Genomic DNA, 14,956 nt, shown 5'->3' with positions numbered 1-14,956 from the left:
CATCAGGCGCCGCCGCGCGGCTCGGAGTCGATCGCCGCGGTGCTGTCGGTGTCCGCACCGTCCTCCGCGGCGGCCTGCTCGGCCTTGCGCGAGGAGCGCGTGCCGTCGAGGTTCACGCCGCGCAGGCTGAGGATCACGAAGAGCCCCATCGCCGTGCAGATCGCGATGTCGGCGACGTTGTAGATCGCCGGCAGCAGCCACGGCGTGTAGAGGAAGTCGACCACGTGGCCGAGACCGAACGACGGCTCGCGGAAGAGCCGGTCGAACAGGTTGCCGAGCGTGCCGCCGAGCAGCAGCCCGAAGAACAGCGCCCACGCCGTCGAGCGGATGCGCCGGGAGAACCAGATCACGGCGACGACCACGCACGCGGCGATGATCGAGAAGATCCAGGTGGAGCCGCTCGCGAGCGAGAACGCGGCTCCGGGGTTCTTCACGTAGTGCAGGATCAGCACGTCGCCGAGGACGTGCACGTCCTCACCGAGCGTGAGCCCGGTGCTGACGAGGTGCTTCGCGGTCTGGTCGATCGCGAACACCGCGAGCGCAACGAGGCCGAGGGTGACGAGCACCCTCGGCCTGACGTTCGCTGCGGTGGTGCTACGCCCCAAAGCCGGGGAACGAGGACGACTCGGCCGACACCGGCTGGGTGTCGAGGTCGCGGAGCTGGCCCTCGATGTAGCTCTTCAGCTTCTGGCGGTACTCGCGCTCGAAGGTGCGGAGCTCGTCGATGCGGTGCTCGACCGTCGCGCGCTCCTCCTCGAGCTTCGCGACCTGGGCACGCTGCTTGGCCTCGGCCTCGGCGACGATGCGCGCGGCGGTGGCACGGCCCTCGGCGACGAGAGCGTCGCGCTTGTCGGCGCCCTCGCGGACGTGCTCCTCGTGGAGACGGCGCGCGAGCTGCAGGAGTCCGCTGGAGCTCTCGGCCTCGTCGACCGGAGCCGACTGCGAGGCGGCGGGAGCGGCCTGGGCGGGAGCCGGGGTGGGCTCCGGCTCGGGCTCGGGCTCCGGCTCGGGAGCCGGGGTCTCGTCGACCACGGGAGCGGGGGCCGGCGTGGACGCGACGGGGGCGTCCATCGGCCGCGAGTCACCGGAGGAGAGGCGCTGGCGCAGCTCCTCGTTCTCCTGGTTCAGGCGGCGGAGCTCCACGACGACCTCGTCGAGGAAGTCGTCGACCTCGTCCTGGTCGTATCCCTCGCGGAACTTCGTCGGCTGGAACCGCTTGTTGACAACATCTTCGGGAGTGAGCGCCATGGCTTTCCACCTTCGATTTCAAGTAGGTACACGTTCAAGAACGTTCGGCTGGAGCTAGCAACGACTAAAGCTAGCAACTGGGAGCGCGCGGCGCAGTGCGGGCACAGCGGAGCACGTCCGATCGACGCCAACGATACAGGGGACGCGGGCGACCCGTGCACCGCCGGGCATCAGACGCGCTGGAGCCAGGTGGCGATGTACATGCCCACGATGACGCAGAGCATGGTGAGGCTCCAGCCGAAGTCGAGGGCGATCGGACCGATCGAGACCGGCTTGATCACGCGGCGGAAGAAGGAGATCGGCGGATCCGTGACCGTGTAGACGGTCTCGGCCGCCACGAGTCCCACGCCGCGAGGGCGCCATTCGCGGCGGATCACCCGGACGAGATCCAGGACGAACCGCGCCCACATGGCGAAGAAGTACAGCAGGAGCGCGAAGTAGAGGACGCTCGCGAAGAGCGAGATGACGGAGCTCACCGAACGACAGGGCTCCCGGGATCAGGACTTCGCGAAGAACGACGCGTCGGCGTCGCTCTCGGCGGAGGCCGAATCGCCCGCGACCGTGATGTGCGACGGGGAGAGGAGGAACACCTTGCTCGTGACGCGCTCGATGCGGCCGTAGAGGCCCTGCGAGAGGCCGCTGGCGAAGTCGATCAGGCGGCGCGCGTCGGCGTCGCTCATCTGCGAGAGGTTGATGATGACGGGGATGCCGTCGCGGAAGTTCTCCGCGATCACCTGAGCGTCGCGGTACTGCTTGGGGTGGACGGTGAGGATCTCGTTCATCTCAGCGTGTGCCGTCGCCTTCGGGGTCTGGGGGGTGGGCTTGCGGAGCGGGGTGACCGTCGCGCGGGGCTGCTGCGGGGTCGGCTCGACCGGCGGGACCGGCTGGACCGGGGAGACCGGGGCGCGGTGCGCTGTCGCGGGGGCCGCCTCGACGGTCTCGGCACGCTCGTACTCGACCTCTTCGTCGGCGAGTCCGAGGTACACCATCGTCTTCTTCAGCGGGTTGGCCATCAGTGTCCTCCGTGTTGTCGTCGCACCCACAGCTGGGTCACGACGAGGCTACGGGCGGGCGGGCCGATTGCCGGTGATTGCCGACCCGATTCGCAGGTGTGTCGCACCCTCGGCGATCGCGTCGGCGAAGTCGTTCGACATGCCGGCGGAGATGCCGGTCGCACCGGGGGCGATCGAGCGGACCCGCTCCGAGATCGCGCGCAGCCGCGCGAAGGCCGGGCGGGGCTCCTCGCCGAGCGGAGCGACGGCCATCACGCCGCGCAGGACCAACCCCGGGGCGGCCGCGAGGGCCTCCGCGAGCGGCTCGACCTCGCCGGGGGCCGCTCCCCCGCGGTCGGGGTCGTCGGTCAGATTGACCTGCAGGAACACGTCGAGCGGCGCCTGCCCGGGCTCCGGCGGGCCGGCGTCGAGCAGCGGCACGAGGGCGAGCCGGTCGACCGAGTGGATCGAGCTCGCGTAGCGCTCGACCTGGCGCGCCTTCTTGCTCTGCAGCTGGCCGATGTAGTGCCAGCGCGCGGGCGTGCCGGCGAGCTCGGCCGCCTTCTCCTGCGCCTCCTGGTGACGGTTCTCGCCGAAGTCGGCGACGCCGAGCTCGAGGAGGTCGCGCAGGAGGGAGACGGGGTGGTACTTGGTGACCACGATCGTGGTCAGCTCCGACGGGTCGCGACCGGCCGAGCGGGCGGCGTCGGCGACCTGCTCGGTCACCGAGGCCCAGCGCTCGGCCAGCTCGCGATCCACCACAGCGGCGACTACTTGAGGAAGTCGGGGATGTCGAGGTCGCTCTCGTCGTCGTCGAACGACGGGTCGGCGACGGGAGCCGGCGCGGCGACGGGGGTGCTCGACCAGATCGACCCGGCCGACGGCGCGGCGACCGGGGCCGGGGCGGGCTCGGACGACGCCTCCGCGGGCAGGCTCTGCTGCGGGCGCGGCGCGGCGACGGCCGCGGGACCGGTCGCGCCGGGCTCACCGCCGTCGAAGCCCGCCGCGATCACGGTGACGCGCACCTCGTCACCGAGGGTGTCGTCGATCACGGCACCGAAGATGATGTTCGCCTCGGGGTGCACGGCCTCCTGGACCAGGCGCGCCGCGTCGTTGATCTCGAAGATGCCGAGGTTCGATCCGCCCTGGATGGAGAGCAGCACGCCGTGCGCGCCGTCGATGCTGGCCTCGAGCAGCGGGGACGCGACGGCCAGCTCGGCCGCCTTGATCGCCCGGTCCGCCCCGCGCGACGAGCCGATGCCCATCAGCGCGGAGCCGGCGCCCTGCATGACCGACTTGACGTCGGCGAAGTCGAGGTTGATCAGGCCCGGGGTGGTGATCAGGTCGGTGATGCCCTGGACACCGGCGAGCAGCACCTGGTCGGCCGTGGCGAACGCCTCGAGCATCGAGATGCCGCGGTCGCTGATCTCGAGCAGGCGGTCGTTCGGGACGACGATGAGGGTGTCGACCTCGTTCTTCAGGGTCGCGACACCCGCCTCGGCCTGGGTCTGGCGGCGGCGGCCCTCGAAGCCGAAGGGCTTCGTGACGACACCGATGGTGAGCGCGCCGATCGACTTCGCGATGCGGGCAACGACGGGCGCGCCGCCGGTGCCGGTGCCGCCGCCCTCGCCCGCGGTGACGAAGACCATGTCGGCGCCCGCGAGGACCTCCTCGATCTCCTCCGCGTGGTCCTCGGCGGCGCGGCGGCCGACCTCGGGGTCGGCGCCGGCGCCGAGTCCGCGGGTCAGCTCGCGGCCGACGTCGAGCTTGACGTCCGCGTCGCTGAGCAGCAGCGCCTGCGCGTCGGTGTTGATCGCGATGAACTCGACGCCGCGGAGGCCGAGCTCGATCATGCGGTTGACGGCGTTGACGCCGCCACCGCCGATGCCGACGACCTTGATCACGGCGAGGTAGTTCTGGTTTGAAGTCACGTGTCCGGCCTCCGGGCTGAACCTTAAACCTGTAGTTGAGGCTTAAAGTTATGCTGAGTATGCATTTGGGGTGTGGGCTCGACGGTAGGCGGAGTGCGCGCCACCCTGCGACAGACACGCCCGCAATCGGAAAAGAGCCGCGCGGATCCGTCCGGCGCGCCGCTCATCGCCGGGCGACGACGGCGGCCTCGGGCGAGGAGACGTCGTAGGAGGCGACCGCCGCGGGGTCCGTCGCCGCCATCAGCTTCTCCAGGACGACGGCCTTGAGCGCGGAGTCGTCCGACCCGCCCCAGAAGACGACCGCGCCGTCCGCGAGGGTCAGGGAGACGTCGTCCCCCGTGGTCGCGGCCGCCGAGGCGACCTGGCTCTCGAGCGACTCGGGCAGGGTGAGCAGCACGCGCGCGGTCGCGCGGAACGCCGCTCCCGAGGCGGAGCCGGTCGGCGTGCTGAGCAGCGGGTAGCCCTCCTGCGCGGCGGGCGCCGTCTCGATCACCACGCCCGCCGGGTCGACGAGGTCGAACTCGGCGCCGTCGGCGATCACGCCGACCGGGGTCCGCTCGACGACGCTGACGATGAGCGTGCTCGGCGGTCGCGTCTGCACGGAGTAGCTGCGCACCAGGGGGTAGCTGCCGAGCACCCGCCCGACGGCGGCGCGGTCCACCAGCGTGAGCGGCACCCCGACCTGGTCGGCGAGCGAGTTCTGGATGTCCTCGGCGCTGACGCGCTGGGTGCCGGTGATCTCGATCGTCTTGACGGCCATCAGCGGCGAGTACGCCGCGACCGCGACGACCAGGGCGAGGACGACGAGCGAGCCGGCCGTGACCAGGGCGATGGTGCGGCGGCGGCGTGCGCGCTTGGTGAAGCGGCGGACCTCGCCGCGCTCGAAGCGCCGGCGCTCCCGGGCCGCCTTCGCGAGCGCGTGACCCTCCGACCCGGGCAGTGGGAGACCCCGGAGCCGGGACAGCGGCGTCCTCCGCGGCTCGGCCGCCGTCCCGGGCGGCGTCCTCTCCGACTCGGCCGTGGCGGGCTCGGCACGCGCGGGTACCGCTTTCTCGGACGTCGCCTTCTCAGGTGCGAGCTTCGCGGGTGCGACCTTCGCCGGTGCGGCCTTCGCCGGTCTCCCGGCCTCCGCCGCCTTCTCCGCCTTCATCCGCTCGGCCTGCAGCTTCCCCGCCGCACTCCGGGGAGCGGACGGCAGCCGCAGCGACGCCGGCGTCGTCAGCCGGATCGGCTCGGTGGGGTGCTCGTCGTCGCCGGACGGACGCGACTGCGCCGGCGGAGGGCTCGCCGGACGAGCGGGCGCGGAACGCACTCCGCTCGGCGGCCGCACGCCGTCCGGCCGCTTCATCGCGCGACCGGCGCGACCTCGCTCGCGCCGAGCGACTCGAGCAGCTGCGGGATGATCCGGTAGACGTCACCGCAGCCGAGGGTGATCACGAAGTCGCCCTCGCGCGCGATCTCCGCGGTGCGGCGGGACGCCTCCTGCCAGTCGGCGAGGAACGAGACGTGCGAGGGGTCGGCGAACTTCTCGCTGACCAGCGCGCCGGTGACGCCGGGCTCGGGGTCCTCGCGCGCGCCGTAGACGTCGAGCACGATCGTCTCGTCGGCGTAGGTCTCCAGCGCCTCGGCGAACTCGCGGGCGAAGAGCCTGGTGCGGCTGTAGAGGTGCGGCTGGTGCACGGCGATGATCCGGCCGGTGCCGACGACGGTCCTCGCGGCCGACAGGGCGGCGGCGACCTCGGTGGGGTGGTGCGCGTAGTCGTCGTAGACGCTCACGCCGCGCACGGCGCCGTGCAGCTCGAAGCGGCGCTCGGTGCCGCCGAACTCGGAGATCGCGGCGAGGGCCGGAGCCGGTTCGAAGCCGAGGCCGACGAGCACGGCGAAGGCGCCCGCCGCGTTGATCGCGTTGTGGCGGCCCGGGATGCGCAGGCGCGTCGTGTAGCGGCGGCCCTCGTACTCGACGGTGAAGCCGACCGGGCCGACCAGCTCGAGATCGACCACGCGGGCGTCCGAGCCCTCCGCCTCGCCGAAGGTCAGGACCTTCGGTCCGTCGATGCGGCGGGTGACGCTCACGGCGCCGGGGTCGTCGGAGGAGATGACGACCAGTTCGCGCGCGCTCGAGGTGAAGGTGACGAACGCCTCCTCGAACGCCTCGAGCGAGCCGTAGTGGTCGAGGTGGTCCGGGTCGACGTTGGTCACGAGCGAGACCGCGGTGTCGTAGAGCAGGAAGCTGCCGTCGGACTCGTCCGCCTCGACGACGAAGACCTCGCCGGAGCCGGCCGCCGAGGACGTGCCGAGGCCCTCGATGATGCCGCCGTTGACGAAGCTGGGGTCGGCGTCGAGACCGAGCAGACCGGTGACGATCATGCCGGTCGAGGTGGTCTTCCCGTGTGCGCCGGCGACGGCGACGAGGCGCTTGCCGCGGACGAGCCAGGCGAGCGCCTGCGAGCGGTGCAGGACGGGCAGGCCGCGCTCCTTCGCCAGCAGGTACTCGGGGTTGTCCGGCCAGAGCGCCGACGTGACGACGACGGCCTCGGCGTCGCCGAGATGCGCCGCGTCGTGCCCGATGGCGACCGGGATGCCGAGCTCGCGGAGCTGCTCGATCGGGTGCGACTCGCGCACGTCGGAGCCGGTGACGCGGTGACCGGCGCGGTGGAACAGCCGCGCGATCCCGCTCATCCCCGAGCCGCCGATGCCGATGAAGTGGACCGAGCCGAGCTCGTCGGGGACGGTGATGCCGAGGTCGGGCTTGATCACGGGGCTCTCGCTTTCGGGTGGTCGGCGCGGCGTGCGGGGTGCCGCAGGCCGGACGAAGGGATCAGTTTAACCGCGGAGGGATCAGTGCGGACGGAGACCGGAGCCGATGAGGTCGACCAGCCGGCCGGAGCCGTCGCGCACGCCGACGGACGCGGCACGGCGACCCATGTCGGCGAGGCGCGGAGCGTCGTGCAGGAGCGGCACCAGGTCGCTCGCGACCCAGGCCGGGGTGAACGCCGAGTCCTCGACGAGGAGCGCTCCGCCCGCATCGACGACACCGCGGGCGTTGAAGCGCTGCTCGCCGTTGCCGACCGGGTAGGGCACGTACACCGTAGGGAGGCCGAGCGCGCTGAGCTCGCTCACGGTGGCCGCTCCGGCGCGGGAGACCGCGACGTCCGCGGCGGCGAGAGCGAGGTCCATCCGGTCGCAGTAGGCCAGCAGCTGGTACCCCGCGACGCCGGGGTCGGCGATCTCGGCGCGGTCGCCGGTGATGTGCAGCACCTGGAAGCCGGTCGCCACGAGCGCGGCGGCGCTCGCGTGCACGGTCGCGTTGATCCGCCGGGCACCGAGCGAGCCGCCGGTCACGAGCAGGGTGCGGCGTGCGGGATCGAGACCGAAGGCGGCCATCGCCTCGTCGCGCACGGCCGCGCGGTCCAGCTGCGCGATCTCGCGGCGCAGCGGCATCCCGACGACCTGCGCGTTGCGCAGCGGCGTGCCCTCGAAGGCGACGCCGACGAACGGGGTGAAGCGGGCGCCGAGCCGGTTGGCGAGACCGGGCCGGGCGTTGGCCTCGTGCACCACGAACGGGATCCCGGCGCGCCGGGCGGCGAGGTAGGCGGGCGCGGCCGCGTAGCCGCCGAAGCCGACGACCGCGTCGATCCGGCGCTCGCGGAGAGTGCGGACGATGCCGTCGATCGTCGCGCGGAAGGCGGAGGGGAAGCGCAGGGCGGCGCCGTTGGGACGGCGCGGGAACGGCAGGCGCGGGATCACCGACAGCTCGTAGCCGCGCAGCGGCACCAGTCGTGCCTCGAGTCCCTCGGCCGTGCCGAGGACGAGGACCTCGTCGTCCGGGTGGCGCGCCCGGATCTCGTCGGCCGTGGCGAGCAGCGGATTGACGTGGCCGGCGGTCCCGCCGCCGGCGAGCAGGTAGCGGGTCATCGGGCGGCGGCCTTCTTGGCGGCGCGCGCGGCGGCGCCGTCGCTCGGCGAGGTCTGGTGGCGTGCGAAGGAGAGCACGACGCCGATGGCAAGGAGCGAGCTGAGCAGGGCGGTGCCTCCGGAGGAGATCAGCGGCAGCGGCACTCCGAGCACCGGGAGCACCCCGAGCACCACCCCGATGTTGACGAACGCCTGGCCGATCAGCCAGACCATGACGGCGCCGGTCGTGATGCGGACGAACGGGTCGGTGGACGCGTGGATGATGCGGAAGAACGCGATCGCCAGGACGACGAAGAGCGCGAGGACCACGATCGCCCCGATCAGGCCGAGCTCCTCGCCGATGATCGCGAAGATGTAGTCGTTGTCGGCCGCGGGCAGCCAGGACCATTTGGCCTTGGAGTTGCCGAGGCCGACGCCGAAGATGCCGCCGGAGGCCATCGCCCAGGTGCCGTGCACGGGCTGCCAGCAGGAGGTCTCGTACTGCTCCGAGCCCGAGCAGTCACCGAGGAAGGACATGATCCGGGTCAGCCGGTTCTCGCTCGAGACCGCGAAGAGCACGGCGCCGACCGCGCCGACGAGCACGATCGGGATCAGCACCTTCATCTGCACGTTCGAGTAGAAGAGCGCAGCCAGGACGATGCCGGCGAGGATCAGGACGGTGCCGAGGTCGCCGCCGCCGAGGACGAGGCCGATCGAGCCGCCCGCGACGATCAGGACGGGCATCAGCGCGTCCTTCCAGTCCTTGGGGCCGCGGTAGCGGCGGGCGAGCAGCAGGCCGAGCCAGAGCGCGAGCGCGAGCTTGATGATCTCGGACGGCTGCATCGTGAAGCCGCCGATCCGCAGCCAGTTGCGGTTGCCGCCGACCTCCCAGCCGAGCGGCGAGAAGAGCACGAGCAGCTGCAGGACGCAGCCGGCCCCGAGCAGGAGGGGTGTCGCCTTCTTCCAGAAGCGGATCGGCACGCGCGACACCACGAGCATCAGCGGCACGCCGAGCAGGGCGAAGCCGCCCTGGCGGAAGAAGCCGCCGAAGGAGTCGTCGCTCCGGACGTAGGAGGTGACCGACGAGGAGGAGAGCACCATCGTCAGCCCGAAGAGCACGAGGAAGAGCGTCGTGCCGAAGAGCAGGAAGAAGTTCGGCGATCCCGAGGCGAGGACGCGGGCGAGCACGATCCGCGCGGTGCGCAGTCCGCCGCGCTCCTTGTGCTGCTCGCCCTCGGACGCCTCGGCGCGCGAGCGGTCAGTGCGCGAGCGGCCCGGGCTGCGGTTCGTCGTCGGAGCGGTCATCGGCTCCCCCTCCCAGATACGTCGCCACGGCGGCCGCGAAGAAGCGGCCCCGCTCCGCGTAGTCGCGGAACTGGTCCATCGACGCCGCAGCAGGTGCGAGCAGGACGACGTCACCCGTGCGGGCGAGCACCGCGGCGGCCTCGACGGCCGCCTGCATCACCGCCCCAGTGTCATCCGGGACCACCTCGGTCACGGGGAGGGCGGGCGCGTGTCGCCGGAATGCCTCGAGGACTTCCGCGCGGTCCGCGCCGATGACCACGGCGCCGCGCAGCCGGCCGACGTGGGCGCCCACGAGAGCGTCGATGTCGACGCCCTTCAGCAGCCCGCCGACGAGCCAGACGACGGACGGGTAGGCCCGGAGCGAGGCGTCGGCGGCGTGCGGATTGGTGGCCTTGGAGTCGTTCACCCAGACCACGCCGGAGCTCTCCGCGACCACCTGGATGCGGTGCGCGTCGAGCTCGAAGGTCGCGAGGGCGCGGCGGACGGCGGCGGGCTCGATGCCGCAGGCCCGCGAGAGCGCGGCGGCCGCCAGCACGTTCTGCACGATGTGCGGGGCGGCGAGTCCGCGAGCGGCGAGCTCGTCGACGGTCGCGATCTCGATCGCGCTCGTCGCGCGGTCCTCGAGGAAGGCGCGGTCGCAGAGGATGCCGTCGACGACGCCGAAGTCGCTCGGCCCGGGGACCCCCAGGCCGAAGCCGATCGCGCGCGCGCCCTCGATCACTTCGGCGTCGACCACCATCTGCTCGGTGGCGGCGTCGGCGCGGTTGTAGACGCAGGCGACCCGGGTGTTCGCGTAGACCTTCGCCTTCGCGGCGCGATAGGCCTCGAAGGTCCCGTGCCAGTCGAGATGGTCGTCGGCGATGTTCAGGCAGGTGCTCGCGAGCGGCTCGATCCGGCCGAGGTAGTGCAGCTGGTAGCTCGAGAGCTCGACCACCAGGACGTCGAAGCCCTGCGGGTCACGGACCGCGTCGAGCACGGGGATGCCGATGTTGCCGCAGGGGGCGGCCCGCAGCCCGCCGGCGACGAGCATCGTCGCGGTGAGCTGCACGGTCGTGGTCTTGCCGTTCGTGCCGGTGACCAGCACCCAGTCGGCCGGGGTGCCGTCGGCACGGACGACCTTGTCGCGCACGCGCCAGGCGAGCTCGACGTCGCCCCAGAGCGCGATGCCCGACTCCCCCGCCCACGCGACGAGCGGATGCGTCGGCGCGAAGCCGGGCGAGACGACGACGAGCTCGGGGTCGAACGACGCCAGCTCCACCGGGACGCGGTCGAGCCGCTCGGCCCGGTGCAGGCGCGCCCCGATCACCTCGAGCAGGCGCTCGCGCTCCTCGTCGGCGCGATCGGCCAGGACGAGCACCTCGGCGCCCAGCTCGGTCAGCGTGTCGGCGACGGAGAAGCCGGTGACCCCGAGGCCGAGCACGGCGACGCGGAGACCGCGCCAGTCGGCGTGCCAGCTGGTCAGCGACTCGGGGCGGGCGGACGAGGCGGGATCGGTCATGCCAGGGAGAGCCATTCGAGGTAGAAGAGCCCGACGCCGGCCGCGACGAAGATGCCGGCGATGATCCAGAAGCGGACCACCACCGTGATCTCGGCCCAGCCCTTGAGCTCGAAGTGGTGGTGGAGCGGGCTCATCAGGAAGATGCGCTTGCCCCGGGTGAGCTTGAAGTAGATCCGCTGCACGATCACCGAGCCGGTGACGATGACGAACAGTCCGCCGATCAGGATGACGAGCAGCTCGGTGCGGGTGAGGATCGCGAGGGCCGCGAGCGCGCCACCGAGGCCGAGCGAGCCCGTGTCGCCCATGAAGATCTGCGCGGGCGAGGTGTTCCACCAGAGGAAGCCCACGAGCGCGCCGGAGATCGCCGCGGCGATGATCGCGAGGTCGAACGGATCGCTCACCTGGTAGCACTTGTCGGCCACCTCGGGGTTGAGCTGTGCGTCGAAGCACCACTGGTTGGACTGCCAGAAGCCGATGATGACGTAGGAGCCGATCGCGAGGATCGACGAGCCGGTCGCGAGGCCGTCGAGGCCGTCCGCGACGTTGACGCCGTTGGACGTGCTGGTCACGATCACGCAGATCCAGAGCACGAACAGCCCGATGCCGATCCAGCCGAGCGCGGCGAAGTCGAACGGCAGGTCGCGGATGAACGAGATCGACGTCGAGGCCGGCGTCAGTCCGTTGGAGTCGCGCACCATGATCGCGATGACCGCGAAGGCCGCCGCGACGATGATCTGCCCGGCGATCTTGGCCCAGCCGCCGAGCCCGAGGCTGCGCTGGTTGCGGGTCTTCAGGAAGTCGTCGATGAAGCCGACGAAGCCGAGCCCGACCATCATGAACAGCACCAGCAGCGCCGACGGCGCGAGCGCCCGGTTGCCGAAGAGCGAGCCGAGGAAGTAGCCCGCCACGGTGGCGATGATGATGACGATGCCGCCCATCGTCGCCGTGCCGTGCTTGACGTGGTGCGACTTCGGTCCGTCCTCGCGGATGAACTGGCCCCACTGCAGGCGGTGGAACAGCCGGATGAACAGGGGCGTCAGCAGCAGCGTGAAGGCGCCGGAGAAGGCTCCGGCCAGAAGGAGTGCTCTCATCGGTGGCGCTCTCCCAGTCGGTCGCCCAGGAATCGCAGCCCGGCGGAGTTGGACGACTTCACCAGGACGGTGTCGCCGCTCCGAAGATAGCCGTCGAGCAGGTCGTACGCCTCGTCGGCGGTCTCGACGAAGACGGACTCGCCGCTCCAGGAGCCCTCGCGCTCGGCGGCGACGTGGATCCGTCGCGCCTTCGCGCCGACCACCACGATCTGCGCGATGTTGAGCCGGACGGCGAGCAGGCCCACGCGGTCGTGCTCCTCGTCGGCCCACTCCCCCAGCTCGCTCATCTCGCCGAGGACCGCGACGGTGCGCCCCTCCGGCTTCGCGATCTGGGCGAGGGTCCGCAGGGCGGCGGCGGTGGAGTCGGGGCTGGCGTTGTACGCGTCGTTGACGACCGTGACGTCGGCGCCGCCGAGCACCTGCATGCGCCAGCGCTCGGCGAGCGTGACGGTGCCGAGCGCGTCGACGATCGCGTCGAGCGGGACGCCGACGGAGAGCGCGGCCGCGGTGGCCGCCAGCGCGTTCATCACGTGGTGCTCGCCGAGGACGCGGAGGAAGAGCTCGGCGCGGGCGGCCTCGCGGCCCTCCCCGGCGCTGATCTCGACGGTGAAGCGGGTGCCCTCGGCCGTCGGCTCGATGTCGACGGCGCGGACGTCGGCCTGCTCGCCGTGGCCGAACCACAGCACCCGGGCGGCGGTCCTCGCCTGCATCGAGGCGACGCGGCCGTCGTCGGCGTTCAGCACCGCGACGTCGTCGGCCGTCAGGTCGGCGACCATCTCGGTCTTCGCCTCGAGCGTGCGCTCGATGCCGCCGAACTCGCCGGCGTGAGCGAGGCCCACCGCGAGGACGATCCCCACGTCGGGCTTCGCCATCCGGACGAGGCGGCGGATCTCGCCGACCGCGCTCGCGCCCATCTCGGCCACCAGGAAGCGCGTCGAGGGCGACACCTTCAGCATCGTGATCGGCGCACCGACCTCGTTGTTGAACGAGCCCTGCGGGGCGACGGTCTCGCCCTCGCGCTCGAGGATCGTGCGGAGGAGGTTCTTGGTGGTCGTCTTTCCGTTGGAGCCGGTGACCGCGAGGACGGTGAGGTTCCCGAGCGCGCGCACGCGGCGGACGACCTCGGTCGCCAGGGCGCCGAGCGCCTCGACGGAGTCGTCGACGAGCACCTGCGGCACGTCGAGGTCGAGCGGCCGCTCGACGATCAGCAGGGCGGCGCCGCGCTCGACGGCGACCGGAGCGAAGAGGTGGCCGTCGGTGTGCTCGCCGCGCTTGGCGACGAAGATCCCGCCGGGCGCGATCTCGCGCGAATCGGTCTCGGTCGCGCCGTCGACGACGGTGCTCGCGTTGGCGGAGGAGCCGGCGAGGTGCAGCCGGCCGGAGACGGCCGCGGCGATCTCGGTGAGGGTCAGGGCGATCATCTAGAGCCAGCCCGCCTCGCGCAGGGCCTGCCGGACGTCGTCTCTGGCCGAATACGGCATGTGCACTCCTGCAATCTCCTGATAGTCCTCGTGGCCGGGTCCGGCGTAGAGGATCGCATCGCCCTCGTCCGCGAGGGCGACGGCCGCCCGCACGGCGGCCCGCGGGTCGGGGATCTCGTGGATCTCCCGGCCGGGCACGGCCTCGGTCGCCGCGCCGACGAGGACGGCGCGGATCGCCGCCGGGTCCTCCCAGCGCGGATGGAAGTCGGTCACGATCACGACGTCGGACAGCTCCGCGGCGATGCGCCCCATGTCGGCCCGCTTCGTGGTGTCCCGGTCGCCGTCGGCGCCGAAGACCATGATCAGCCGGCCGGGCGTCAGCGCCCGCAGCGCCTCGAGTGCGTTCGAGAACGCGTCCGGGGTGTGGCCGTAGTCGACGTAGACGCGCGGACCGCGGTCCCCGGAGACGCGCTCGGCGCGACCGGGGATGTAGACGTCGAGTGCGCCCTCGCCCAGAGCGTGCGCGATGGCCTCGAGGTCGAAGCCCGACTCGACGAGCATGACGATCGCGAGCGCCGCGTTGGCCGCCATGTACCAGCCGATCAGCGGGATGCTCACGACGACCGAGCGGTTCTCGGGCCCCTCGAGGCGGAAGGTCGTGCCGTCGGCGGTGCTCTCGACGACGGTCATCGACCAGTCGGCCGGCGTGCTCGGAGCGACTCCGACGACGGGCGAGCTGGCGAGCGTCGTCACGGGGATGCGGCTGCGCTCGACGAGCTCGCGGCCCCAGCTGCTGTCGACGGTCACCACGCCGCGGCGCGCGCGGTCCGGACCGAACAGGTCGGCCTTCGCCTCGAAGTAGTGCGCCATGTCGGTGTAGTCGTCGAGGTGGTCGTGCGTCAGGTTGGTGAAGCCGACCACGTCGAAGACGAGGCCGTCGATCCGGTGGCGGGTGAGCGCCTGCGCGGAGACCTCGATGGAGACCGCGCGCACCGCGGACTCCCGCATCCGGGCGAGCAGACCGTGCAGCTCACTCGCCTCCGGAGTGGTCAGCGAGCTGACGACCGCCACGTCGCCGATGCGGCGCTCGGCGGTCGAGCTGAGACCGGAGACGACGCCGAGGCGGCGCAGCAGCGCGTCGAGCAGGTAGACCACGCTCGTCTTGCCGTTGGTCCCGGTCACGCCGAACAGCGTCGGCGCGTCCTCGCGGGTGCGGTGGATCCAGGCCGCGACGTCGCCGAGGGCGGCGCGGGGGTCGGGCGTGACCAGCACGGGGAGGCCGCTGCCGGCGGCCAGCTCGGCGCCCTCGGGATCGGTCAGCACCGCGACCGCACCGGCGGCGGCGGCACCGGCGGCGAAGGCGGCGCCGTGCGCGGCCCGGCCGGCGACGCCGACGTAGAGGTCGCCCGGCTCGACGCAGCGCGAGTCGAGGGTGACCCCGCTGACCTCGACGCCCTCGACCCCGCGGACGGGCCCGAGCGAGAACTCGGCGACGAGCTGCGCGAGCGCTCGGGGCGCCGGGTGCTCGGGCCGGAGGGAGGACTGCGGGCGAGTGTCGTGCAATGCCCGCTCTTTCT

General features: G+C 72.1%; 14 protein-coding genes. All 14 read right to left on the bottom strand.

Annotated elements, in window-relative coordinates; all coding sequences use genetic code 11:
• Positions 1-2: 2 nt before the first annotated feature.
• Positions 3-566 carry a signal peptidase II gene (gene lspA, locus MT355_RS13250; RefSeq protein ID WP_123735886.1) on the bottom strand — a complete coding sequence of 188 codons (564 nt, stop codon included), beginning with the start codon at positions 564-566 and terminating at the stop codon, positions 3-5.
• Between the two features lie 28 nt (positions 567-594).
• Positions 595-1,248, bottom strand: a complete 654-nt coding sequence (locus MT355_RS13245) for a DivIVA domain-containing protein (protein WP_123446143.1) — start codon at positions 1,246-1,248, stop codon at positions 595-597.
• A 170-nt stretch (positions 1,249-1,418) separates the two neighbouring features.
• Positions 1,419-1,724: a YggT family protein gene (locus MT355_RS13240; protein WP_260300677.1), complete on the bottom strand. Its 306-nt coding sequence runs from the start codon at positions 1,722-1,724 to the stop codon at positions 1,419-1,421.
• A gap of 21 nt (positions 1,725-1,745) precedes the next feature.
• On the bottom strand, positions 1,746-2,261 hold the full coding sequence (locus MT355_RS13235; protein ID WP_123446142.1) for a cell division protein SepF: 516 nt from the start codon (positions 2,259-2,261) through the stop codon (positions 1,746-1,748).
• 48 nt (positions 2,262-2,309) lie between these two features.
• Positions 2,310-3,002 (bottom strand): YggS family pyridoxal phosphate-dependent enzyme, encoded by a 693-nt coding sequence (locus MT355_RS13230; RefSeq protein WP_243599898.1) that lies wholly within the window; start codon positions 3,000-3,002, stop codon positions 2,310-2,312.
• 8 nt (positions 3,003-3,010) lie between these two features.
• The gene (gene ftsZ / locus MT355_RS13225; RefSeq protein WP_123704523.1) at positions 3,011-4,171 is read right to left on the bottom strand and encodes a cell division protein FtsZ; all 1,161 of its coding nucleotides are present in this window, start codon (positions 4,169-4,171) and stop codon (positions 3,011-3,013) included.
• 163 nt (positions 4,172-4,334) lie between these two features.
• Positions 4,335-5,519: an FtsQ-type POTRA domain-containing protein gene (locus tag MT355_RS13220; protein WP_243599897.1), complete on the bottom strand. Its 1,185-nt coding sequence runs from the start codon at positions 5,517-5,519 to the stop codon at positions 4,335-4,337.
• Complete coding sequence (gene murC, locus MT355_RS13215) at positions 5,516-6,928, bottom strand: UDP-N-acetylmuramate--L-alanine ligase (protein WP_243599896.1); 1,413 nt, start codon at positions 6,926-6,928, stop codon at positions 5,516-5,518. The genes MT355_RS13220 and murC overlap by 4 nt, the downstream gene beginning before the upstream one ends.
• An 81-nt stretch (positions 6,929-7,009) precedes the next feature.
• On the bottom strand, positions 7,010-8,086 hold the full coding sequence (locus tag MT355_RS13210) for a glycosyltransferase (protein WP_243599895.1): 1,077 nt from the start codon (positions 8,084-8,086) through the stop codon (positions 7,010-7,012).
• Positions 8,083-9,369 carry a putative lipid II flippase FtsW gene (ftsW, locus tag MT355_RS13205; RefSeq protein ID WP_243599894.1) on the bottom strand — a complete coding sequence of 429 codons (1,287 nt, stop codon included), beginning with the start codon at positions 9,367-9,369 and terminating at the stop codon, positions 8,083-8,085. The genes MT355_RS13210 and ftsW overlap by 4 nt, the downstream gene beginning before the upstream one ends.
• Entirely contained in the window at positions 9,323-10,867 is a 1,545-nt protein-coding gene (gene murD, locus MT355_RS13200) for a UDP-N-acetylmuramoyl-L-alanine--D-glutamate ligase (protein WP_243599893.1), read from the bottom strand. Before murD ends, ftsW begins: the two co-directional genes overlap by 47 nt.
• Positions 10,864-11,958, bottom strand: coding sequence for a phospho-N-acetylmuramoyl-pentapeptide-transferase (gene mraY / locus MT355_RS13195; protein ID WP_123446135.1), 1,095 nt, complete (start codon positions 11,956-11,958; stop codon positions 10,864-10,866). Before mraY ends, murD begins: the two co-directional genes overlap by 4 nt.
• Positions 11,955-13,379, bottom strand: coding sequence for a UDP-N-acetylmuramoyl-tripeptide--D-alanyl-D-alanine ligase (gene murF, locus MT355_RS13190; protein WP_123446134.1), 1,425 nt, complete (start codon positions 13,377-13,379; stop codon positions 11,955-11,957). Before murF ends, mraY begins: the two co-directional genes overlap by 4 nt.
• Positions 13,380-14,942: a Mur ligase family protein gene (locus tag MT355_RS13185; RefSeq protein ID WP_243599892.1), complete on the bottom strand. Its 1,563-nt coding sequence runs from the start codon at positions 14,940-14,942 to the stop codon at positions 13,380-13,382. It lies immediately after the preceding gene.
• Positions 14,943-14,956: the final 14 nt, after the last annotated feature.

This window comes from Rathayibacter sp. VKM Ac-2929, from assembly GCF_022815495.1.
Classification (GTDB): Bacteria; Actinomycetota; Actinomycetes; order Actinomycetales; family Microbacteriaceae; genus Rathayibacter; species Rathayibacter festucae.
This window is presented reverse-complemented; position numbering and strand designations above follow the sequence as displayed.

Bases quoted from the DNA above. Each gene is read 5' to 3' on its own strand.
- MT355_RS13245 (WP_123446143.1), bottom strand. From the start codon at position 1,248: ATGGCGCTCACTCCCGAAGATGTTGTCAACAAGCGGTTCCAGCCGACG.
- MT355_RS13235 (WP_123446142.1), bottom strand. From the start codon at position 2,261: ATGGCCAACCCGCTGAAGAAGACGATGGTGTACCTCGGACTCGCCGAC.
- MT355_RS13220 (WP_243599897.1), bottom strand. From the start codon at position 5,519: ATGAAGCGGCCGGACGGCGTGCGGCCGCCGAGCGGAGTGCGTTCCGCG.
- MT355_RS13210 (WP_243599895.1), bottom strand. From the start codon at position 8,086: ATGACCCGCTACCTGCTCGCCGGCGGCGGGACCGCCGGCCACGTCAAT.
- ftsW (WP_243599894.1), bottom strand. From the start codon at position 9,369: ATGACCGCTCCGACGACGAACCGCAGCCCGGGCCGCTCGCGCACTGAC.
- murD (WP_243599893.1), bottom strand. From the start codon at position 10,867: ATGACCGATCCCGCCTCGTCCGCCCGCCCCGAGTCGCTGACCAGCTGG.
- mraY (WP_123446135.1), bottom strand. From the start codon at position 11,958: ATGAGAGCACTCCTTCTGGCCGGAGCCTTCTCCGGCGCCTTCACGCTG.
- murF (WP_123446134.1), bottom strand. From the start codon at position 13,379: ATGATCGCCCTGACCCTCACCGAGATCGCCGCGGCCGTCTCCGGCCGG.